We start from the raw sequence: 22,499 nt of genomic DNA on the forward strand, positions 1-22,499 counted from the left end.
CGGGATACCTGGATATGACTCCAGGTGGGTTACCCCATTCGGAAATCCCCGGATCAAAGCCTGTTTGGCGGCTCCCCGAGGCTTTTCGCAGCCTCCCACGTCCTTCTTCGCCTCCTGGCGCCTAGGCATCCACCGATTGCCCTTAATATCTTAACCTATTTTCCCGCTCTTCCCTTTTTACCCCTATTTAATTCTCAATGAACCCTTTCTAGGCTTATCTGAAGTACCTAAGTCTACACCTAGATACTCCATTCTAAACCCTTCTCTTCCTGGTGGAGGTGAACGGAGTCGAACCGATGACCTCCTGCGTGCAAGGCAGGCGCTCTCCCAGCTGAGCTACACCCCCATCTACTCCTCCACTTATGGTGGGCCTAGATGGACTTGAACCATCGACCTCACGCTTATCAGGCGTGCGCTCTAACCGAAACTGAGCTATAGGCCCATCTAAACCCTATCTTAACTCCTTTTCAAAGAACTTATTCCTTGCTCTTCATAATTAAATAGCGAGAGTGTGGTGAGTTCTTTCTCTATAAAGGAGGTGATCCATCCGCACCTTCCGGTACGGATACCTTGTTACGACTTCACCCCAATCACCAGCCCTACCGTCGGCAGCTGCCTCCCTTATGGGTTGGCTCACTGACTTCGGGTAGAACCGGCTTTCGTGGTGTGACGGGCGGTGTGTACAAGGCCCGGGAACGTATTCACCGCGGCATGCTGATCCGCGATTACTAGCGATTCCGCCTTCATGCAGTCGAGTTGCAGACTGCAATCCGAACTACGATGGGTTTTTTGGGATTAGCTCCACCTCGCGGCTTCGCAACCCTTTGTACCCACCATTGTAGTACGTGTGTAGCCCTGGGCGTAAGGGCCATGATGACTTGACGTCGTCCCCACCTTCCTCCGAGTTAACCTCGGCAGTCCCCCTAGAGTGCCCGGCTTTACCCGATGGCAACTAAGGGCAAGGGTTGCGCTCGTTGCGGGACTTAACCCAACACCTCACGGCACGAGCTGACGACAGCCATGCAGCACCTGTCTCCGCGTTCCCCGAAGGGCACCCCACTGTTTCCAGCAGGTTCGCGGGATGTCAAGCCCAGGTAAGGTTCTTCGCGTTGCATCGAATTAAACCACATACTCCACCGCTTGTGCGGGCCCCCGTCAATTTCTTTGAGTTTCATCCTTGCGGACGTACTCCCCAGGCGGGACACTTATCGCGTTTGCTTCGACACCGAGCGGATCTAACCACCCAACGTCTAGTGTCCATCGTTTACAGCGTGGACTACCAGGGTATCTAATCCTGTTTGCTCCCCACGCTTTCGCACCTCAGCGTCAGTATCGGCCCAGGTAGTCGCCTTCGCCTCTGGTGTTCCTCCCGATATCTACGGATTTCACCCCTACACCGGGAATTCCACTACCCTCTACCGAACTCTAGCACAGCAGTCTCAAGTGCAGTCCCACGGTTAAGCCGTGGCCTTTCACACCTGACTTGCCATGCCGCCTACGCGCGCTTTACGCCCAGTAATTCCGAATAACGCTCGCACCCTCCGTATTACCGCGGCTGCTGGCACGGAGTTAGCCGGTGCTTCCTCTGGAGGTACCGTCAGCTTGGTAGCCTGTTCGACCACCAAGGGTTCTTCCCTCCTGACAGAGGTTTACGACCCGAAGGCCTTCTTCCCTCACGCGGCGTTGCTGGGTCAGGGTTTCCCCCATTGCCCAATATTCCCCACTGCTGCCTCCCGTAGGAGTCTGGGCCGTGTTCCAGTCCCAGTGTGGCCGGTCACCCTCTCAGGCCGGCTACCCATCGTAGCCTTGGTAGGCCATTACCCCACCAACTAGCTAATGGGACGCAGGCTCATCCCTAGGCGGTAGCTTCTCCGAGAGGCCACCCTTTCCTAGCCAACCACTTAATAATTGACTAGCTTATCAGGTATTAGCACCGCTTTCGCAGTGTTATCCCTGTCCTAGAGGTAGATAACCCACGCGTTACTCACCCGTGCGCCGCTTTACTCACCACCCGAAGGTGGCTTTCTCGCTCGACTTGCATGTGTTAGGCACGCCGCCAGCGTTCATTCTGAGCCAGAATCAAACCCTCCAGTAAAGAATTTTCTTATTCGCCTCAAGAGAAGAATCTATTTAATCAGATTAACCTTCTCTGTCAACTTTTTCTTTCATCTTTTTTTAAATCTTTTTTTGTCTAAAGAACAATTTGCCATCGCGGCAGGAGGAAGCTTTTTATATATTTCCGCCTCTTTGTCAAGCAAAAAAAAATAAAAATTAAAAACTTCTTTAAAACTCCAGATTTCTAGGAGTTCTGGGGAAGGGAATAACATCTCGGATATTGCTAATTCCTGTAATAAACATAATGAGCCTCTCAAAACCAAGTCCAAAACCTGCGTGAGGTACAGTGCCAAAACGACGTAGGTCCAGATACCACCAGTAATCCTCTTCAGAAAGTCCCAGTTCCTTCATTCTGGCAACAAGGACATCCAGACGTTCTTCTCTTTGGCTACCACCCACCAGTTCTCCCACTCTGGGCACTAGTAAGTCCATGGCAGCCACGGTCTTACCATCATCATTTAAACGCATATAAAAGGCCTTTATTTCTTTGGGATAGTCAAAAACAAATACAGGCTTTTTAAAATACTCCTCGCTCAAATAACGCTCATGCTCAGTCTGTAAATCCAGGCCGTATTCCACCGGATATTCAAAATCCTTTTTAGCCTTTTTAAGTAATTCTATGGCCTCAGTATAGCTGATGCGAGCAAAAGGCTCTTGGAGTACGCTTTCTAAACGAGCAAACAACTCCTTATCTAAAAAACGCCCAAAAAGCTCTATCTCATCCTTACACACTTCCTGGATATAACCAACCAGCCACTTGAGCATATCTTCAGCCAGGTCCATGTCATCCTTTAAGTCAGCAAAAGCCATTTCTGGTTCTATCATCCAGAATTCTGCAGCATGCCTGGGAGTATTGGAATTTTCTGCCCTAAAAGTAGGCCCAAAGGTATAGACATCTCCCAGGGCACAGGCCAAAATTTCAGCTTCTAGCTGTCCAGAAACAGTAAGATGGGCTTCTTGACCAAAAAAATCTTCTTTAAAATCCACCTTACCTTTTAGTGATTTTAAATCCAAGGCAGTAACAGTAAACATTTCCCCTGCCCCTTCACAATCAGAACCAGTTATAATGGGTGCATGTACATAAAAAAATCCTCTCTCTTGAAAAAATTTGTGCACCCCAAAGGCTAAAGCAGACCTAACCCGGTTAAGAGCTCCATACTTATTGGTCCTGGGCCTAAGATGAGCAATGGTCCTTAAGAACTCGTCACTATGACGCTTCTTTTGCAAAGGATAACTATCAGCAGGAGCCTCTCCTACCAAAAGCACTGTCCTGGCACTAACTTCCCACTTTTGTCCCTTGCCCGGAGATTCAACCAAGTCTCCCTCTACCACCACAGAAGCACCTGTGGTCAACTTTGCAAGATATTCTTTTTCTATATTCTCCCAATTTAAAACCACCTGAATATTTTTCAAACAAGAACCATCATTTATCTCTAAAAAGGAAAATCCCTTGGAGTCTCTTCTAGTCCTTATCCAACCTTTTAAGACAATTCCCTGTTTTTCTTCCAAAGCATTTAAGGCTTCTTTTACCTTCAAGCGCATAAACACCCTCCTACAAAATACTTAAAGGATCTAAATCCAAGTCCAGTTTTACCTTACCAGACTTAAGAAATTTGTTTAATCTTTGCCCCAAATCAAAATAAAATTTTCTAATTGCCAACCAGTTATCTGCCTTTAATAACAAATGATATCGTTGCCGCTTTTTGAGATAAGCGATTATAGCCGGAACAGGTCCCAACACCTTGCCAGAAAACTGTAAACCAAGCAACTGAGAATATTTTTTTAGTTCTCCTAAAAATTCCTCTTCTTGAGCCCAGGATTTGGGAAAAGTAACTTTAATTAACCCCAATTTTACAAAAGGAGGATAAGAAAAGATTTTCCTTTTCTCTATCTCCTGTTTATAAAACCCCTCATAGTCCTCTTTTTTTACTAAATCCCAAAAAAAATGTTGTGGGTCTCTGGTCTGAATCAAAACTTCTCCCTGCTTATCCCTTCGCCCAACTCGACCTATAAGTTGCACCAACAACTGAAACATCCTTTCAGTGGCCCTATAATCAGGGAAAGATAACCCAAAATCCCCATCCAGTACTATACCCAAACCTACTTGAGAAAAGTCATGCCCTTTACTCAACATCTGAGTTCCAACTAAAATTTTGGCCTCGCCTTGCTCAAACTCTTTTAATACCTGTTTTAAATCCTCTTCCTTTTTTATAACATCTCTATCCAAACGTAATACTCCAAGCTGAGGAAAGTTCCTTTGAATAATTTCCTCTACTTTTTCAGTACCCTCTTGATAGTATTTAAAAGAAGAAGACAAGCATTTAGGACAAACTGCTGACATTTTTAAAACATTTCCACAATAGTGACATAAAAGTTTATCCTCTTTTTTATGATAGGTAAGAGTAACATCACAATTACTACATTTAACTATCTCTCCACATTGAGTACAATATAGAATATGAGCATAACCTCTTTTATTATGTAAAATTATTATTTTTTCATCAGAGTTTATATACTCAATTAGCTTATTCCAGGAATATGTTGTAAATATTCCTTCTACTGTTTTTTCTTTATTCTTATCTAATATTTTAACTACAGGTGAAACACTTTTACCAAATCTTTTATCCAGGATATGTAAGTCTAAAATTTTATTTTCAGCAGCATAATAGGTTTTAACATCTGGAGTTGCACTTCCTAAGACCAGTGTAGCCTTATTTTTCTTGGCTAAAAAATGCACAATCTCTTTGGTTTGATAAAAAAATCCACCCTGTTCTTGCTTGTAACTCTCAACATGCTCTTCATCTACTATAATTAAACCAAGATTCTTAAAAGGTAAAAAAACACTAGACCTCGTTCCAACTACAACACTAATATTATTTAGGACCTTCAAAAATATCTCTCTCTTTTCCTTATCTTTTTTGATTCCTGTATAAAAGTAAATATGTGGAAAAGAAACAATATCTTTAACTCTCTTAAATATGGATAGACCTAAAGCAATTTCAGGACAGAGCAATAAAACACTTCTTTTTTGCTGCAGTGTCCTTCGAATAAGATCAAAATAAATAAAGGTTTTACCACTACCAGTTATACCATGGATTAAATGTGAATTAAAGCTTTTACTTTCAATACCCTGGCTAATTTTATTTACTATTTCATTTTGAGTAGAGTTCAAAGTATACTTTTCAAATTTAAAACCAATATTATCTTCATTCTTTTTTATTTTTACAAAATCATTTTGTAAAAAAGAGATAATTTTTTTCTTACTAAACTTTTGTAATAAAAAACTTAATGTTTTTTCTTCCTCAAGCAGTAGACTTATTAAATCCTTATCTTGCTTTTTAAATGAAGATAGTGCATATTCTTTATTTTCTAAAAATATTAAATCCTTATGAACTAGATCTATAAGTTTTCCAGAATTCCATAAGTCTACCAGTTGTAGATATCTGGAGCTATCTTTTGTTAAGGATTTTAAATTGCAACGAGACAATATGCATTGTATAGAAAGGGGAGTTCTTTTTAAAGAACCTGGAATTATGGAAGCAATAACTTTCCCTGGAGAGCATAAGTAGCGTTTGGCAATATCTTCAGCTAAGAAAATTTGTTCTTCATTAAAGAAATGGTAATCTAGAGGAAAAAAAATATTCTTTAATTCAATATCACTCTTTTCAAGGGTTAACTTATCTTTTACCAGACCTAAACTTAAAGTATTATTTTTTCCAAAAGGAACTAATACTCTAATACCCTTTTTAAACAGAGAAAAATTAAATACTTCAGGAACCTGGTACCTAAAAATACCATAAGGGTTTCGTAAAATATAGACATCAACAACATTCATCTATTAAAAGGGAAAAATCAGGATATTTTTAAATAAGGGATTATATTTAACAGGAATTTGTGACCCCAAAGAAGAGTATCTCTTTTGAAAATAGCTAGTTTCAAAATAAAAATTATTGTTCAAAGAATTTAAGCTTCCCCATTGTAAAGAAAATTCTTCTTTAGCCCAGGGAGTTATAAAAATGCCCTGGGTTGGGAGATAGAAATTACCCAGGTAAACAAAATTTTTCCAGATCAAAGTAACATCATCGAGACTAAATCCCAAAGGATAAAAATATTCATTCAAGTAATAAACCCTTCGTGTACCTTTTCCCAGTTCCAAGCCAGGTTTATCCTGCCAAAAAACATATCTGCTTTTCTCAATATCCACTCCAAGTTGCTTCCACTTGGCAGGGGAATAAAAAAAATACACCACAAAGGGTAAAGGAGAGGTGAAGTCAAAACTAGAAAGAACTTGCTGCTCCTTTTGAAATAAAACTGCTCCAAAAATTTGCTCCTGTTCCTTTTTTATTCCCCATTCAACCAGGGTATTTCCCTTTTTAAACCAAACTCTGGTGGTTAAGTCTGGATAGTTTTTCCAGGTTATTAAACAGGCAAAGGATTCAAGGCTGGAATAGTTTTCCTGCCAGGCTTGCTCTATGGTTTCTAAAGAAGGCAAAAAAGCCCTGGCAGTGTTAGCTGTAATTACCAAGCTAAAAAAACATATCAGGATAAAAAACAACCTTTTTAACTTGAGCAAGCCAAAAGCTCCTTCAGGCTTTTTGTCAGTTCTTGCTTTAACTCTTCATCCTTTAGCCCAAAGTAAATGTTGGCTGTAAGATAGTCTACCCAATCTCCAATATCAAAGCGTCTGCCACTTACCTTTACAGCCAAGAGTCTGTTTTCCCTGGCCAAAAAGTGTAAGGCATCTGTTAGCTGATATTCTCCCTGGGAATCAGGTTGCACCTTTTCCAGATAACTAAAGATATCTGGAGGCAAAACATATCTTCCCACCACAGCCAGACGTGAAGGAGCTTCTTCTGGTCTAGGTTTTTCGTGCAGCTTTTTTACTCGAAAAAGACCTGGAGAAATTTCCTCTCCGCCAATAATACCATAATTGGAAACCTTTTCCTTAGGTACTTCCATTACTCCTACCACTGGCATTTGTTCAGTCTTGGCCACTTCTACCAGTTGGGCAATGGCAGGCTCAGCACTAAAAATCAAATCATCTCCTACCAAAACAGCAAAATGTTCCTTTTTTACCACTTCTTGAGCACAGGCAACTGCATGTCCCAATCCCAACTGTTCTTTTTGACGAACAGAAATAATATTAACCATATTGGAGACTCTTAACACCTCTTCCAGTAAATCTTTTTTCCCTGCTCTTTTTAAGACCAGTTCCAGAGAAAGGTTGCGATCAAAGTGGTCTTCCAAGGCCCTTTTATTTTGATTGTTTACAAACACTACATCTGTAAGACCTGCTTGCATGGCCTCTTCCACTACATATTGGACAGCTGGCTTTTTGTATACAGGAAGCATTTCTTTGGGAATATTTTTGGTAGCAGGCAAAGACCTTGTTCCCCACCCTGCTACTGGGATAACTACTTTGGTTATATTCATTTTTCCTCCTCTTGGTTAAGCCAAATATTTTTCACTTACCTCTACCAGATAGTTAAGCCACTTCTCAACCAAATCTGGACTCTCTGCTTCTACCATTATTCTAAGCACTGGCTCTGTCCCAGAATAGCGCAAAAGCACTCTTCCCTTTCCTGCTAAATCCTTTTCCGCAGCCTTCAAAGCCTTATTTAACTCAGGAATTTGACTGTAATCCACCTTTTCCTTTACATGAACATTACGCAATTCTTGAGGATAGGGTTGTAAAATCTGTTTCAATTCAAAAAGGGATTTCCCTGTTTCCAGCATAATCTTAAGCAACTGCAAAGCAGTTAACAAGCCATCCCCAGTGGTACTGTGCTCCAAAAAGACCATGTGGCCTGACTGTTCACCCCCCAGGACATAGCCTCCTTTTACCATTTCCTCTACCACATAGCGATCTCCAACCGGAGTTCTGACCAGCTTTCCACCTTTGTTCTGCATAAATATTTCCAGGGCCACATTACTCATCACTGTAGCTACGAGAATTTTTTGGGGTAAGAGATCTTTTGTCAGCAAATAATTGGCACAAATGGCCATAATCTGGTCCCCATCCAGAACCTCACCCCTTTCGTCAATGGCAATTAGCCTATCTCCATCTCCATCCAGGGCAAAGCCCACATCTGCTCCTGTAGCCAGAACATTTTCAGCAGCTACTTCAGGATAAAGAGAACCACATTTTTTATTTATATTTAAACCATTGGGGTCAACACCCAGCTTGATTACCTTGGCCCCCAGTTCCTCAAAAATTAAAGGAGCTACTCTATAGGTTGCTCCGTGAGCACAATCCAAAACTATTTTTAAACCATCTAAACTAAGTTCACAGGGAAAGGTATTTTTCAAATACACAATATAACGTCCTGGACTGTCTTCTATTTTAAAAGCTCTGCCCAAAAGATCTGAGTTGGGAGTTTCCCACTCCACATCTGGAGATAAAACCAACCTGCTTATTTCCTCTTCCACTTCGTCAGAAAGCTTAAATCCCCTGCTATCAAAAAACTTAATCCCATTATCCATATAGGGGTTATGGGAAGCAGAAATAACCACACCCACATCTGCGCGCATATTTCTGGTCAGAAAAGCAATGGCTGGAGTGGGCATGGGACCCACCAAAAAAACATCCATACCAGAGGCACAAAACCCAGAAGTAAGAGCACTTTCAAACACATACCCAGACAAACGGGTATCCTTGCCAATTACCACTCTATGCCTTCTGGCACCATTTCTAAAAATCTGACCTGCAGCCAAACCAACCCTTAAAGCAATTTCTGGAAGCATTGGGAAAATATTTGCCTGTCCTCGAATTCCATCTGTACCAAAAAGTTTTCCCATCTTTCTTACTCCACCTTAATCTTTAACATAGAAGGCTTTTTTTCTAAAACAACTATATCTTGCGCAGCCTTTAGTTGAACAGGAAGCTCATATTCTCCTTTTTCTTTGGGTATTTCCACAAACACCTGAAAATTCTCTTTCCACTTATTTTTTTTCCATAAGTAAAGAGGTATGCCTAGCTTTAGTTTGCATTTCTTAGTTGAGGATAAGAGTTTAAATTTCTTCTTAGCAGGATTTAAAAAATGAATGGTTCTAACCAGCCATAATTCCTTTCTTTTAGGAACTACTGCTAAATATACGTCTACACTACCCACTTCAGATTCTATTTGTTCATCCAGATCTAAGGGAACATTTTGTCTATATATTTTATTTTTTAAAGGATCTATTTCAATAGCTTTTGTTTTTAATTTATCTATATTTTTTATTATTCTGCTAGGTCCAGAAATCAAAACCTTTGGAGGATTATAAGAGATTTCTTTTAAATCAAAATATTCTGCAAAGTTTTTAAAATTTGTTTTCCAAACAACTTCCACTGAAACATTTTTCTTCATAATCTTATCTATGTCCAATTCTAGACGCGGTGGAAGAATAGATACTACTTCAACAGGAGGTGGAAACTTTAAATATTTACTTTCTAAAATAACTACTTGAGAGCCTATAGACAAATCAGATAAATTCAATCTATAACTATATTTTTCCTGTTGTAATCTCTCTAGTACAGTACGAGTTGCTCTAACTCTTACCTGTATCTTAGAAGGTAATCCTCCAATAATAACCATATCAGAAGGTAAAGAAACTACTTCCAAAGGTACTTCTACCCAATATTCTACCTTTTCTCTACCACTTACCAAGTACCAGACAAAAACAGCTAAAATAAGAGCCAGTAATCTATATTGCCAATCTTTCATTGTTATCGTTGCCATGCATTTTGAATTACTCTTCTAAGCCTTACTTCATCCAAGGCAGAGGTAAGTTTACCCCCAATAGCTACAGAAATAGCTCCTCGTTCCTCTGAAACCACAATAGAAATGGCATCACTTTCCTCAGTTATTCCAATAGCAGCCCTATGCCTAGTACCCAGTTCACTTCTGGGACTTATACCTACAGCCAAAGGCAACACACAACCAGCGGCCTCCACCCTTCCCTGGCGTATAATTACAGCGCCATCATGTAAAGGTGAACCAGGATAAAATATACTCATAAGTAATTCTTTGGTTATTTTAGCTTTTATCTCTACTCCTCTTTCTATAATATCTCCTAAAGGAATATTTTTTTCTAGAACAATTAGCGCACCTATTCTCTTATCTGCCATTTTTACAACAGCTAAAACCAATTCATTTAATACTTCCTCTTCTAATTTTTCCCTTGCAAACAATCCTTTAGCCCCTACAACAGCCAATGCTCTTCGTATATCTTTCTGGAATAGAATTATTACAACCAAAAAGATAGAACCCAAGAAGTTTCCCAACAGCCAATGCAAAGTATAAAATCCAAATTCTCCAGATAAATAATAAAATAAAATAACAACAAACAAACCATAAATTACTGATACAGCCCTTGTACCTTTAACTAGGAGAATAATAAGGTGAAAGAGATATCCAACTATAAGAATATCTACAATATCTCTCCAGGAAACAGTGAAGTGTCCGAATTCAATTACTGGCATTTTTCAAAGCTTCAACTATAGTCAGGGTTTCTTTGGTTTCTTTTACTTCATGAACGCGGTGAATGTAAACACCTTTTTGAGCCAAAAGCGCTGTAGCTACCTGGGTGGCTATTTGTCTTTCTCCTACTTTAAGTCCTAGCAACTTTTCCCACATGGATTTATTGGAAAGCCCCACATAAAGGGGTCTGCCCAAGGAAAAAAACTTTTCTATATTGGCCAAAATAGCTAAATTATGCTCCAGGAGTTTGCCAAAACCAATCCCTGGATCCAGGACGATGTTTTCTTCAGGAAGACCTTTTTTTACCAATAAATTTAATTTTTCTTCGAAAAAAGCATATATTTCCTCTACTACATTTTCATAATGCGGATTTTCTTGCATGGTTTCTGGCCGTCCCAGGCTATGCATTAAAACATAACCAGGCTTATATTCCACTACAACTTCTAATAAAGAAGGGTCAAAAGTGCAGGCAGAAACATCGTTGATAATTTCAGCACCCTTTTCTAAAGCCCTTCTAGCCACTTCAGCTTTATAGGTATCCACAGAAATCACTGCCTGAGGTAAATTCTCTTTAATAGCTTGCACTACAGGAATCACTCGCTTTATCTCTTCTTCCAAGGATACCCGGGGAGAAAAAGGCCTGGTGCTTTCCCCGCCCACATCTATTATATTTCCCCCTTGAGATAAAATTTCTCCAGCCCTGGCCAAAGCCTGCGTAGGGTCAAAATACTTTCCTCCATCATAAAAGGAGTCTGGAGTTACATTGAGGATGCCTACAATTAAAAAAGGGGTAGGCTTCAGGCTACCCCTTAAAGTTTTCCAGATACTTTTCTTTTTTGTACCTTCCACTTCTCCCTACCTCTTTAGGAAATTTCAAAATCCTCCTTGCCTGAAGAGTCTTGTTCCTGTTTATTCTCTTCACTTGGGTCATCTTCAAGACTGACCTTATCTAAAGACTCTCCTTTTAAAATCTTATCCACTTCTTCTCCACTTAAAGTTTCTCTTTCCAAAAGGGCTTTAGCCAGGGCATGCAAGGTATCTAAATTTTCTTCCAAAATGGTCCTGGCTCTCTGGTAAGCCTTTTGCACAATAGCCTTTACTTCAGCATCAATTAGCTTGGCTGTTTCCTCACTATAATCCTTGTGATGCACTAAATCTCTACCTAAAAACACCTCCTGGGAATTATCCCCCCAGGCAAGTGGGCCTAGAGTTTCACTCATACCCCATTCGCAAACCATTCGTCTGGCCATTTTGCTGGCCCTTTCAATGTCATTTCCTGCTCCAGTGGTCAGTTCTCCAAAAACAATTTCTTCTGCCACTCTACCACCCAAAAGTACGGCCAGGGTGCTTTCCAGGTAGGTCTTGGAATAGGTGTGCCTATCATCAATGGGTAGTTGCATGGTAACGCCCAAAGCCCTTCCTCTAGGAATAATGGAAACCTTATGCACAGGGTCTGCCTTGGGAGAAAACTTGGCAACCAGAGTATGTCCTGACTCGTGATAAGCTGTAACTTTTCTTTCTTCTTCACTTAAAATCACACTTCTTCTTTCTTTACCCATGAGCACCTTATCTTTGGCCTGTTCAAAGTCTTCCATATCAACTTTATCTTTACCCAGCTTAGCTGCATGTAAGGCAGCCTCATTGACCAGATTTTCTAAGTCTGCTCCAGAAAACCCAGGGGTTCCCCTGGCTATAACTTCTAAGTCCACATCCTCAGCTATAGGAGTGCGTCGCACATGCACTTCTAAAATCTTTTTTCTGCCATTAAGGTCAGGATTGGGCACAACCACCTGTCTATCAAAACGCCCTGGACGCAAAAGAGCAGGGTCTAAAACATCTGGCCTATTGGTAGCTGCAATCAAAATAACACCTTCATTGGATTCAAAACCGTCCATTTCTACTAACAACTGGTTCAAGGTCTGTTCTCGCTCATCATGTCCACCACCCAGACCTGCTCCTCTTTGTCTACCTACAGCATCAATTTCATCAATAAAAATCAAACAGGGGGCATGCTTCTTAGCCTGAATAAAAAGGTCTCTTACTCTAGCAGCACCCACACCCACAAACATTTCCACAAATTCTGAACCAGAAATGGAAAAGAAAGGAACTCCAGCTTCTCCAGCTACAGCCTTGGCCAACAAGGTCTTACCCGTTCCTGGAGGGCCTACTAAAAGTACACCTTTGGGAATACGGCCTCCTAACCGGGTAAATTTTTTGGGGTTACTCAAAAAATCCACCACTTCCTGTAGTTCTTCCTTGGCTTCTTCCACTCCAGCCACATCTGCAAAGGTAACCCTAATCTCTTCCTGAGTAATCATCTTGGCTCTAGACCTGCCAAAAGAAAGCGCTTTCCCTCCGCCTCCTTGCATCTGACGCATAAAAAAGATCCATACGCCTATTAACAAGATCATGGGAAACCAGGAAACAAAAACAGACACATACCAGGGAGTCTCTTCCTGAGGTTGGGCTTCTACCTGCACCTTATTGGCTAATAACAACTTTATTAGACCGGGATCGTCTGTTTTATAAACAAAAAAACGCTGATTATCAGTGAGAACACCATTGATTTTATCACCCTGGATTTTAACTGCTAAAACATCTCCCTGTTCTACCTTTTGCACAAAGTCAGAATAGGTTAGTTTCAACTGCCCAGCCTGGGGTTGATTAAACAAGTTAAATAATACCACCATTACCAAGGAGATAACTATCCAGAGAACTAAATTCTTGGAAAAGCTATTCATTTAACCTCCATCCAATTAATTTATTAAAAATTTTCCTATAAACACTTTGCTTGTCCTTGTCCATGAAGGGAAAAGAGTTTCTTTAATTTCCCATATCTAACTAAAAAAACTAAAAAATTAAAACTTGCCAAAAAAAAACCATCTTGTTAGAAAGGAGTTTTGACGGTGGAAGCGTATCGTCACCGGTGTGGCGCCTGGACTTCAAATCCAGTGGACGGCCGAAAGGTCGTCGGTAGGTTCGACTCCTATACGCTTCCGCCATTTTCTTTTAACCACTTATCTATTTCTTCAATTTGCTTACTCACAGAAAGAGGACCAGTTCCTCCAGGGGTATTTCTTCTTTTTACAGCCTGTCTATAATCAAGCACTTGAAAAACATCACTCTCTATTTGAGGGCACACTGCCTGCATTTCCTTTAATTCCAGATCTTCCAAACCCACTCCCTTTTCTTCGGCTATGCCTACCAATTTACCAGTAATATGATGAGCATCTCTAAAGGGTATTCCCTTTAAAACTAAATAGTCTGCCAGTTCTGTAGCATTTAAATAGCCTTTCTTTAAGGCTAAAAACATATTTTGGGCATTAAATTCTATCTTGGCCAGCATCCCTTTCATAAGAATTAAAGAATTATATATGGTTTTATGCGTATCCAAAAAGGGCTCTTTGTCCTCTTGTAAATCCCTATTATAAGTAAGAGGCAATCCTTTTAAAATAGTTAGAAGGGCAATTAAATTGCCATACACCCTTCCAGTTTTACCTCGCATTATTTCAGCTACATCTGGATTCTTTTTTTGAGGCATAATAGAGGATCCTGTAGCATATTCATCAGGAAGTTTTACAAAGCCAAAACAGGGATTTGCCCAAAGTATAATTTCTTCACACAATCTACTTAAATGCATCTGAATCAAAGTAGCCACAAACAAACTCTCTGCTACAAAGTCTCGATCGGAAACTGCATCCATACTATTGGCAAATACCTGTTCAAATCCCACTTCTTGAGCTACTAAAAAGGGATTCAAAGAATAGGTGCTGCCAGCCAGAGCAGCTGCACCCAAAGGAGACACCCGCACTCTTTGCTTTACATCTACAATACGCTCGTAATCCCTTTTAAACATGTGAGCATAAGCCAAAAGATGCTGAGCCAAAGAAACAGGTTGGGCAGGTTGCAGGTGGGTATAGCCAGGCAAAAGTGTTTCCTGTTGCTCTTTGGCCATGGTATTTAAAGTAGCAATAAGTGAGGTTAAAGCCTGCTGCCACTGACTTAAGCATTTATCCACAAAAAGCCTGAAATCCAAAGCCACCTGGTCATTTCTACTTCTACCTGTATGGAGTTTTTTGCCTGCATCTCCAATGAGTTCAGTTAGTCGTTGCTCTATATTCATGTGCACATCTTCTAGCTTTTTGGACCAGGCAAACTGACCACTTTCAATCTCTGCTTTAATCTGTTCCAAACCATTTAAAATGGCTTGCACTTCCTCTTCACTAAGCAGGCCCACCTTGCCCAACATTTTGGCATGGGCCATTGAACCCTTAATATCCTCTAAATATAGTTCCTTATCAAACTCTACAGACTGGGTGTATTCTTCCACCAAAGGAAGGGTTTCTTGTTTGAATCTTCCCCCCCAAAGCTTCTTTTGTTTACTCATATTCTACCCTTATTTTCTGGCTAATAACCTTAAACCCTGCAATCTAATAAAACCTGCTGCATCTTTTTGATTATAAACCTCGTCTGCTTCAAAGGTGGCAAACTCTGGATTATAAAGGCTATAAGGAGAACGCCTGCCCAAAGGATATACATTACCCTTATAGAGTTTTAAGCGCACCTCTCCTGTAACCTTCTCCTGAGTCTTATCCATAAAAGCCTGGAGAGCTTCTCTTTCTGGAGAAAACCAGAAACCATTATACACCATTTCTGCATATTTAGGCACCAGGCTATCTCTTAAGTGTAATACTTCTCGATCCAGACAGATACCCTCCAGATCCTGATGAGCTACATACAAAATAGTGCCTCCTGGAGTTTCATAAACTCCTCTGGATTTCATCCCTACAAAACGATTTTCTACCATATCAATACGACCTATACCGTGCTTTCCTCCCAATACATTCAGTTCTTTTAGTAGATTAGCTGGAGATAGTTTTTTTCCATTCAAAGCCACAGGATTGCCTGCTTCAAATTCCAGGGTAATAATTTCTGGCTGTTCAGGAGCCTTTTCAGGAGGTACGGTTAAAAGATAAGTGCCTTCTCCAGGCTCCAGCCAGGGGTCTTCCAACTCCCCGCCTTCAAAGGAAATATGTAATAAATTACGATCACAACTATAGGGTTTTTCTTTGGTCACAGGTACTGGAATGCCATTTTCCTGGGCAAAACTTATTAAAGCCTTTCTAGAATTCAAATCCCATTCTCGCCAGGGAGCAATGGTTTTAAGCTCTGGGGCCAGGGCCATGGCTGTAAGTTCAAAACGTACCTGGTCATTACCCTTGCCAGTGGCTCCATGGGCAATGGCCTGGGCACCTTCCTTTCTGGCTATTTCCACCAGCTTCTTGGCAATAAGCGGCCTTGCAATGGAAGTGCCCAAAAGATAGCGACCTTCATAAATAGCTTTGGCCCTGAACATGGGAAAAACATATTCTTTTACAAACTCTTCACGCAAGTCTTCTATATAAACCTTACTTGCTCCTGTCTTTAAAGCCTTTTCCTCCAGGCCACTAAGCTCTTCTTCCTGCCCCAGATCAGCAGTAAAGGTAATTACTTCACACTGATAAGTTTTTTTTATCCACTTTAAAATTACTGAAGTATCTAAACCTCCAGAATATGCTAAAACAACTTTTTCTATTTTACTCATACTTTCTTCACCTCACTTTTTAAGAAAAAAGAAGTTCTAAAATAGCCTTTTGCATGTGTAATCTATTTTCTGCCTGATCCCAAACTATAGACATTTCACTTTCCAGTACATCTTCTGTAATTTCCTCTCCCCTATGCGCTGGTAAACAGTGCATCACCTTTACTTCTTTTTTAGCTCTGGAAAGCAATTCTTTGTTTACCTGATAGGGAGCAAATATTTTTTTGCGTATTTCTGCTTCTTCTTCCTGCCCCATAGAAGCCCAAACATCTGTATTAACATAATCCACATCTTCAACTGCTTCTTTAGGATCATCTGTACAATAAACTTTTGCCCCCATACTCAAGGCTCTAGCCAGGATATCTCCATCTGGAGCATATTTTTTAGGAGTGGCAATATTTAACTGAAAGGGAAAATAAATGGCAGCATTTATCCAGGAATGAGCCATATTATTGCCATCTCCAATCCAGGCTATTTTCAGTTGAGAAAAATCTGGAGTTCTTTCATAAATGGTCAATAAATCACTCATGACCTGGCAGGGATGATAAAGATCAGTCAAGGCATTGATTATGGGGATGGAACTAAAGGAAGCCAAAAGTTCCAACTTTTCCTGTTCAAAGGTGCGTACTACCAGGCCTTGAACATAACGGGAAAGGACCCTGGCTGTATCCTGCAAAGGTTCACTTCTTCCCAGCTGACAATCTCTAGGTGTCATAAAAATAGTTTTACCGCCTAAATGACTTATTCCAACCTCAAAAGAAACTCTGGTCCGAGTAGAAGACTTTTCAAAAATAAGAGCCAGGACCTTGCCAGCCAGCAAATCAGAACGATAATCTGTTGTTTTCATTTCTAAAGCTCTTTTTACTAAATCCTGAGCCTCTTGTACCTTCAAATCCAGAATAGAAAGAAAATGACGCATTCTATCTCTCCCCTTATGGTTTTATTTCCAGTAAATACGCTTTACTAAAGTCCAGGTAAGTGGAAGCTGTTTGTACAATATCCTCTTTGCTTATCTTGTTGACCTCTTGAATCATCTTTTCTCTAAAATCAAAATTAAGGTCTTGTAACCAAAGCTCTGCCTTTTCTCTAGCCCTGCTCCCCAAAGACTGTAAGTTGCGATAATAACTTCCTTCATACACATTTTTAGCCCGAATAACTTCTTCTTCTCTGAATTGACCTTGCTTTAACTGGGCAATCACCTCTTTAAAACCCTCCAGGGCCTTATCTTCTTCACCCTGATAAGTGCCAATATAAAAGGCCAAAAAGCCAGTTTTAGAAGACTGCCAGAGAAAAGAGGTCACGCTATAGCCAAGGCCTTGTTCGTCTCTTAACCTTTGAAAAAGCAAACCTGACTGCCCGCTTAACATACGGTTTAAAACTGTTAAGCCAGGAGTGTCTGTAGACTTTAAGCCCTGTACAGGAAATACCAGGAGCAAATGACTTTGATTCCTCTCTGGCAAGTTCAAAACCAGTTCTTTTTCCCTGGTCCACAAAAAGGAATCCTCTATCTTTTGGGAAGGACGTAGTTTTTCCCGTATTTTTTGCACAAAATTATCCAGTTCCTTTTCGCTTACATCTCCACATACAGAAATAATAAAAGGATATTGTTTTTGTTTTTCCCAAAACTCTTTAACCTGTTCCACTGAAAACCTGGCTACTCTATCTTCTTGACCCAAGTGATAAAAGGAATAGGGGCCAGATTTAAAGAGAAAAGGAAATAATTCTCTAAACAACAATCCTACAGGACTATCCTTTTTTTCTTTTATTTCAGCAATCTGCTCCAATTTGGACTTTTCTACTTCTTCAGCCAGAAAACTTGGTTCCAAAATAATTTCTTCCAGCAGGGCATAAATATCCTCACTATATTTAGAAGGGAATTTGGCCTTTAAGGAAAAACTTTTGCGACCTGCTTCTGCTTCTAAATCGCTGGTTCTAAGGGCCAAAAAATCCTGTATTTCTAGAAAAGAATGCTTGGAAGTGCCTCTTAATAAAGCCTTGGCAGTTAAAACAGCCAATCCAGCTTCTTTTGGAGTAAGCAAACTGTCCCCACCTTTCCAGCTTATATTTAGGGCAGTATAGGGCAAGGTTGAGTCCTGCTCCACCACCAGCATTCTCCCCAATCCCAGATCCAGAACCCTTTGATTGCGGCCTCTGGCAGAAACAGCTTTTGGAGTTACAGCAGGAGATACCTTGATTTTACTCAAAAAATAATCTGCAGTTAAATTTACTTCTTTAGGCAAAAGAAAGGCTGCCACCAACCTTTCTGGCTGCAAATAGGTTTGATAAACTTTCTTTAAATCCTCAAGAGTAATACCCTGTAAGGCCTGCAGATAAGCGTTTTCTGCCAGAAAGCTTCCTTCAAAAAACTGAAAATAGCCCAGCTTGGAAGCAATGCCTCCCAGGGTCTCTTTGGCCTGCAATAAGTCGTTTTCCAGGTTTAATTTAGCCTGCTTTAACCTTACTTCATCTATGAGGCTCCAATCTAAATGCTGAAGATGTTGTAAAAAGGTACTCCAAAAACTATCCACCTTATCTGGATCCAAACTAACACTAAAGTAAAAAGCTCCTCTTTTGTCCAAAAGTAAGCTTGAGCTGGAAACATCGTCCACCAGCCCTTTTTCGTACTTCAACAGGCGATAAAAATAGGAAGTCTTATCTCCTCCCAGCAAATAAGCCAGCACTTCCAAAGCCAGGGCATCCTTACTGTGCATGGAAGGAGCAGGAAAACCTATATCCACATAAACTTTTTTCCAGGGACCCTGCACCACCTCTACCACTGGCTTTACAGGCTGATCCAGAGGTTGAGGAGAAAATAAAACCTCTGATTTTCTATTTTCTAACTTCCCAAAGTATTTTTGCGCAGCCTTAACAACCTCATCCTTTTTAATCTTACCACATACCACCAGAAGCATGTTTAAAGGTTGATAATGCTCCTGAATATAGTTTTTTAAATCCCTGGCAGTAATGCTTTTTACACTATCAACAAACCCAATAATTGGCCTGGCATAAGGAGAACCCTGAAAAAGCTTGGCTTGAATGGTTTTAAATAATTTTTGTCCAGGATTGTCTTCACCTCGCTCCAATTCTGCCAGGACAACATTTTTTTCCTTTTCCAGTTCTTGTTCATCAAAGCGGGAATGAAAAATCATATCCTCCAGTACTTCCAGGGCAAGTTCCCAATGTTTGGCAGGCATGTCCATCACATACACAGTATAGTCAAAACTAGTGGCAGCATTTAAATATCCACCTTTACTTTCAATGGCCTCTGCTATTTCGCCTGTTTTTCTCTTTTCCGTACCCTTAAACACCATGTGCTCTAAAAGATGACTTATACCTGCCTGTTTAGGATCTTCATAGGCAGATCCCGTACGCACAAAAAGACGCACAGAAACCAGGGGAAAACGATTATCTTCCTGAACAAGTACCTTTAAGCCATTGGGTAAAACCACTAATTCTGCAGCCATACTAACTCCACCTAAACTTAAAATAATAGCTACCAGCCAAACTCCCAGAATTCTTTTTAACATTTTAAGAGCCTCCTTTAGCTCTTGCCAGCAAAAGTTTAAACTTAAAGTTTATTCCCTTAAGTAGCAAATGTCAAAAAAAAGCTCTGCCCCTTTTAGCAAACTTTTTCTTTACAAAAAAAATATTTTTTATTTACTAATTATTATAAAATTAAACTCAAGGAGTTATTCATGGTGGACAATTTTGAACTGGCCCAAGAAGAATTTCAAAGTAGTGAGAAAGAATTAATAGCTCAGGCTAATAAAATACAAGAACAAAGGAAAAAACTTGGATTAGATGGATTGGTAAAAGGCCTGGAAGCCATTATCATAAATGTAGAGCCAGACAACTTTTTTAAGGCAATACAAGAGCTTCTAAACTATACAGGATATGATATTCAAGACAGTTTTTTCAATCAACATAGAAAATGCTCTGTACTGTCTTTACCTGGCTCTGCAGACATTTTAATTACAGCTTATAACACTCCCAGACCCAACCAAAATTTAAACCTATATCCCAAAACCCAATCCTTACCTAATACTAGATTAGAAACCTTTATTTTTAAAGTAGAAGATTTAGACAAGTACACCACTATTCAGGAAGAAGCAGGAATAAAGTTTGAAGAAAGGATAAAAAATAATAACTTCAAATATGTTAAAACCTATCCTTCTGCTTATACCAACAATTCTCTTGGCTTTATGGAGTGGAAAAATAAAAAATCATACCGCCTGGATACAGACCAAGACTTGGAGCTAAACCTTACCAAACCACAGCGTAGTTACCTTAAATACATAGGCAAGCTGGACCATGCAGCTACAAGAGTAAAAGCCATATGGCGCAATAAAGCTATTTTAGAATTTATGAGTCTAACCAATTATAACTTTGATTTTGCCATTTATGTAAACCAATTAAACTCCATCACCTCTGTAACTAGATTATCAGAAAAGGATTTTGCCTTGGTCTTTACTTCTGGAATTCAAAAGCTGGAAAGCAAAGAAATAATTGGACCTACTGAAGGTTTTATCCATTATTATGGGCCTAGAGTGCATCACCTGGCTTTTTATACTGAAAATATAGAAGAAGTATTTAAAAATTTAAAACAAGACGGATTAAGTTTTTTAATCGATTTAGTAGGTTCTGAAGAAGAAGGATTAAAACAAACCTTCTCTTGCCCTTCAGCCTATACTTTTTTAGTAAACGAATACATTAAGAGATTTGGAGACTTTAAAGGCTTTTTTACAAAAAGTAATGTTACTTCTCTTACAAAAGCAACAGAAAAACAGCTATAATTAATCCAGTTCTTCAATATTAAAAGCAGGATTGAGAAGCTCTGCCTTTACTTCATCTGGATCAGGAGCATAAAGGCGAATAATATTATAAAGGTGGTTAAAGGAAACTTCGTCCATTTTTAAAAAGTCAAAGGCTCCTCCTCTTTCATTCAAAGCAACCAATTTCGTAAGCACCTTTATTTCCACTCCTCCTCCTGGGGAAAGAAGTAAAGTGTACTTCTCACCCTTTTTAAAGGGATAACTTTCTTCTCCAAACTTAAGCAATACCCCTTTTAAACTGATATTTTCAGTCTGAGCCTTAATCCTTTTTCCTTCTACATATATCCAGGCTGGCAAAGCAAGCTCTATCCTGAGTCTACGCCTTTTTTCCTGCATAGCCTACTCCTTAAAAGTTTTTTAATCTACTTCTACCTATTTTTCTTTAAATAGACAAGGACTATTCTTCTTTTCCTCTTTTGTTCTAAGTTTATAACTTTTTTAACCCGTCCCCAATTAAGAGGTAATCTCAACCTGCTAAAACAAAAAAGGGGCTCTTTAGAGCCCCTTTTTAAAATCTAATCCCAAAGCACAAACTTCATTTAATATGTGCACAATGCCTCTATTTGACTAAAAATAGCTTCATCATCAAAACCATGCAAAAGAATAGCTTGGGAAGGACAGGCAGAAGCACAAACCCCGCAGCCCTTACAACTACTGGGTTCAATACTCGCCCTAAAATTACCTCCCATTTCTTTGAGAGAGATGGCTCCATAAGGACAAAGAGGAACACAAATACCACAACCACTACACTTTTCTGTATTTACCTCAGAAATCATAGGATCTATTTTTACCTTGCCTTCAGCCAGAGGTACAGCAGCAACTGCAGCAGCAGCCTTACCCTGGGCAACAGAGTAAGGAATGTCCTTTGGTCCCTGGGCACAACCAGCAATAAAAATTCCTTCTACAGAGGTTTCCACCGGACCTAATTTGGGATGGAGTTCTTTAAGGAATTTAGAACCACAGAACTGTAAGCCCAGAGTCTGGGCCAGCTTTTGAGTACTTTCAGGAGTTTCTACAGCTGTGGCCAAAACCACCAAATCAGATTCATATTCTATAGGTGTGTTTTGCTCCATATCATAGGCAAGTACTCTCAGTCTATCCCCAGGCAAAATCTCCAAACCTCCTACCTTGCCTTTAAAAATATTGATACCCATCTTGCGAGCACCAACATAGTATTCATCATAATCCTTACCAGGAGTACGCACATCAATAAAATGCATATTGATGTTTAAATCTGGATACTTTTCTTTAAGTAATCTGGCCTGTTTAAGCATATACATACAACAAATTCCAGAGCAATAGGTATGATACTTTTCATCTCTGGAACCAACGCAGGAAATAAAAGTAAGAGTATGAGGCTTTTCATTATCAGAGGGACGAAGCAGCTTTCCACCAGTAGGTCCAGTAGCAGAAATAAGCCTTTCCAGTTGCAAGGCAGTAATTACATTGGGAGATTTGGGTGCAAATTCCTTGAACCAATCCTTTTCCATTACCTTAAAACCAGTGGCC

General features: G+C 40.0%; 16 protein-coding genes, 3 tRNA genes and 2 rRNA genes. 2 read left to right on the forward strand and 19 right to left on the reverse strand.

Annotated elements, in window-relative coordinates:
- The 13 genes from ACTCIM_RS10610 to ftsH form a co-directional block, all read right to left on the reverse strand.
- Nucleotides 1-156: ribosomal RNA gene (locus tag ACTCIM_RS10610) — 23S ribosomal RNA — on the reverse strand; the annotation flags it as partial.
- Between the two features lie 114 nt (nt 157-270).
- A tRNA-Ala gene (locus ACTCIM_RS10615) sits at nt 271-346 on the reverse strand.
- Nucleotides 347-363: 17 nt separating this feature from the next.
- Nucleotides 364-442: transfer RNA gene (locus ACTCIM_RS10620), tRNA-Ile, on the reverse strand.
- A gap of 89 nt (nt 443-531) precedes the next feature.
- Nucleotides 532-2,095, reverse strand: a 16S ribosomal RNA gene (locus ACTCIM_RS10625).
- A 188-nt stretch (nt 2,096-2,283) separates the two neighbouring features.
- Nucleotides 2,284-3,657, reverse strand: coding sequence for an asparagine--tRNA ligase (gene asnS / locus ACTCIM_RS10630; protein WP_464280025.1), 1,374 nt, complete (start codon nt 3,655-3,657; stop codon nt 2,284-2,286).
- A gap of 10 nt (nt 3,658-3,667) precedes the next feature.
- Nucleotides 3,668-5,950, reverse strand: a complete 2,283-nt coding sequence (priA, locus tag ACTCIM_RS10635; protein WP_472315536.1) for a replication restart helicase PriA — start codon at nt 5,948-5,950, stop codon at nt 3,668-3,670.
- A 3-nt stretch (nt 5,951-5,953) separates the two neighbouring features.
- Complete coding sequence (locus ACTCIM_RS10640) at nt 5,954-6,688, reverse strand: hypothetical protein (protein ID WP_472315538.1); 735 nt, start codon at nt 6,686-6,688, stop codon at nt 5,954-5,956.
- Nucleotides 6,676-7,548 (reverse strand): UTP--glucose-1-phosphate uridylyltransferase GalU, encoded by an 873-nt coding sequence (galU, locus tag ACTCIM_RS10645; RefSeq protein ID WP_472315540.1) that lies wholly within the window; start codon nt 7,546-7,548, stop codon nt 6,676-6,678. Before galU ends, ACTCIM_RS10640 begins: the two co-directional genes overlap by 13 nt.
- 15 nt (nt 7,549-7,563) lie before the next feature.
- On the reverse strand, nt 7,564-8,913 hold the full coding sequence (glmM, locus tag ACTCIM_RS10650) for a phosphoglucosamine mutase (RefSeq protein ID WP_464280028.1): 1,350 nt from the start codon (nt 8,911-8,913) through the stop codon (nt 7,564-7,566).
- A 5-nt stretch (nt 8,914-8,918) separates the two neighbouring features.
- Complete coding sequence (locus ACTCIM_RS10655) at nt 8,919-9,836, reverse strand: CdaR family protein (RefSeq protein ID WP_472315541.1); 918 nt, start codon at nt 9,834-9,836, stop codon at nt 8,919-8,921.
- Entirely contained in the window at nt 9,824-10,579 is a 756-nt protein-coding gene (gene cdaA / locus ACTCIM_RS10660) for a diadenylate cyclase CdaA (protein WP_029966912.1), read from the reverse strand. The genes ACTCIM_RS10655 and cdaA overlap by 13 nt, the downstream gene beginning before the upstream one ends.
- Nucleotides 10,566-11,426 carry a dihydropteroate synthase gene (gene folP, locus ACTCIM_RS10665; protein WP_472315543.1) on the reverse strand — a complete coding sequence of 287 codons (861 nt, stop codon included), beginning with the start codon at nt 11,424-11,426 and terminating at the stop codon, nt 10,566-10,568. Before folP ends, cdaA begins: the two co-directional genes overlap by 14 nt.
- A 14-nt stretch (nt 11,427-11,440) precedes the next feature.
- Nucleotides 11,441-13,318, reverse strand: a complete 1,878-nt coding sequence (ftsH, locus tag ACTCIM_RS10670) for an ATP-dependent zinc metalloprotease FtsH (protein WP_472315545.1) — start codon at nt 13,316-13,318, stop codon at nt 11,441-11,443.
- Nucleotides 13,319-13,485: 167 nt separating this feature from the next.
- On the opposite strand from ftsH, the gene ACTCIM_RS10675 reads away from it, so the two are divergent.
- Nucleotides 13,486-13,579 (forward strand) — tRNA-Sec (locus tag ACTCIM_RS10675).
- Here the strand turns inward: ACTCIM_RS10675 and argH are convergent.
- The 4 genes from argH to ACTCIM_RS10695 are packed head-to-tail and all read right to left on the reverse strand — an operon-like array spanning nt 13,564 to nt 19,685.
- Nucleotides 13,564-14,964 (reverse strand): argininosuccinate lyase, encoded by a 1,401-nt coding sequence (gene argH / locus ACTCIM_RS10680; protein WP_472315547.1) that lies wholly within the window; start codon nt 14,962-14,964, stop codon nt 13,564-13,566. The two genes, ACTCIM_RS10675 and argH, sit on opposite strands and share 16 nt — an antisense overlap.
- 9 nt (nt 14,965-14,973) lie before the next feature.
- A complete protein-coding gene (locus ACTCIM_RS10685; protein ID WP_029966895.1) occupies nt 14,974-16,161 on the reverse strand; it encodes an argininosuccinate synthase in 1,188 nt (395 codons plus the stop codon).
- A gap of 19 nt (nt 16,162-16,180) precedes the next feature.
- Nucleotides 16,181-17,077 (reverse strand): ornithine carbamoyltransferase, encoded by an 897-nt coding sequence (argF, locus tag ACTCIM_RS10690; RefSeq protein ID WP_029966891.1) that lies wholly within the window; start codon nt 17,075-17,077, stop codon nt 16,181-16,183.
- Between the two features lie 13 nt (nt 17,078-17,090).
- Nucleotides 17,091-19,685: a M16 family metallopeptidase gene (locus tag ACTCIM_RS10695; protein ID WP_472315549.1), complete on the reverse strand. Its 2,595-nt coding sequence runs from the start codon at nt 19,683-19,685 to the stop codon at nt 17,091-17,093.
- Between the two features lie 168 nt (nt 19,686-19,853).
- Here ACTCIM_RS10695 and ACTCIM_RS10700 point away from each other — a divergent pair, with 168 nt between their 5' ends.
- Nucleotides 19,854-20,951 carry a VOC family protein gene (locus tag ACTCIM_RS10700; RefSeq protein ID WP_464280036.1) on the forward strand — a complete coding sequence of 366 codons (1,098 nt, stop codon included), beginning with the start codon at nt 19,854-19,856 and terminating at the stop codon, nt 20,949-20,951.
- On the opposite strand, the gene ACTCIM_RS10705 is transcribed toward ACTCIM_RS10700, so the two are convergent.
- Both ACTCIM_RS10705 and ACTCIM_RS10710 read right to left on the reverse strand, forming a co-directional pair.
- Nucleotides 20,952-21,326: a PilZ domain-containing protein gene (locus ACTCIM_RS10705; protein ID WP_029966886.1), complete on the reverse strand. Its 375-nt coding sequence runs from the start codon at nt 21,324-21,326 to the stop codon at nt 20,952-20,954. It abuts the gene before it with no gap.
- Between the two features lie 203 nt (nt 21,327-21,529).
- The coding region (locus tag ACTCIM_RS10710; RefSeq protein WP_472315551.1) for a CoB--CoM heterodisulfide reductase iron-sulfur subunit A family protein at nt 21,530-22,499 on the reverse strand (970 nt) is incomplete at its 5' end.

Source organism: Desulfonauticus sp. (assembly GCF_055126295.1).

Bases quoted from the DNA above. Each gene is read 5' to 3' on its own strand.
- argH (WP_472315547.1), bottom strand. From the start codon at position 14,964: ATGAGTAAACAAAAGAAGCTTTGGGGGGGAAGATTCAAACAAGAAACC.
- ACTCIM_RS10700 (WP_464280036.1), top strand. From the start codon at position 19,854: ATGGTGGACAATTTTGAACTGGCCCAAGAAGAATTTCAAAGTAGTGAG.
- glmM (WP_464280028.1), bottom strand. From the start codon at position 8,913: ATGGGAAAACTTTTTGGTACAGATGGAATTCGAGGACAGGCAAATATT.
- ACTCIM_RS10695 (WP_472315549.1), bottom strand. From the start codon at position 19,685: ATGTTAAAAAGAATTCTGGGAGTTTGGCTGGTAGCTATTATTTTAAGT.
- argF (WP_029966891.1), bottom strand. From the start codon at position 17,077: ATGCGTCATTTTCTTTCTATTCTGGATTTGAAGGTACAAGAGGCTCAG.
- galU (WP_472315540.1), bottom strand. From the start codon at position 7,548: ATGAATATAACCAAAGTAGTTATCCCAGTAGCAGGGTGGGGAACAAGG.
- cdaA (WP_029966912.1), bottom strand. From the start codon at position 10,579: ATGCCAGTAATTGAATTCGGACACTTCACTGTTTCCTGGAGAGATATT.
- ftsH (WP_472315545.1), bottom strand. From the start codon at position 13,318: ATGAATAGCTTTTCCAAGAATTTAGTTCTCTGGATAGTTATCTCCTTG.
- asnS (WP_464280025.1), bottom strand. From the start codon at position 3,657: ATGCGCTTGAAGGTAAAAGAAGCCTTAAATGCTTTGGAAGAAAAACAG.
- ACTCIM_RS10685 (WP_029966895.1), bottom strand. From the start codon at position 16,161: ATGAGTAAAATAGAAAAAGTTGTTTTAGCATATTCTGGAGGTTTAGAT.
- ACTCIM_RS10655 (WP_472315541.1), bottom strand. From the start codon at position 9,836: ATGGCAACGATAACAATGAAAGATTGGCAATATAGATTACTGGCTCTT.
- priA (WP_472315536.1), bottom strand. From the start codon at position 5,950: ATGAATGTTGTTGATGTCTATATTTTACGAAACCCTTATGGTATTTTT.
- ACTCIM_RS10705 (WP_029966886.1), bottom strand. From the start codon at position 21,326: ATGCAGGAAAAAAGGCGTAGACTCAGGATAGAGCTTGCTTTGCCAGCC.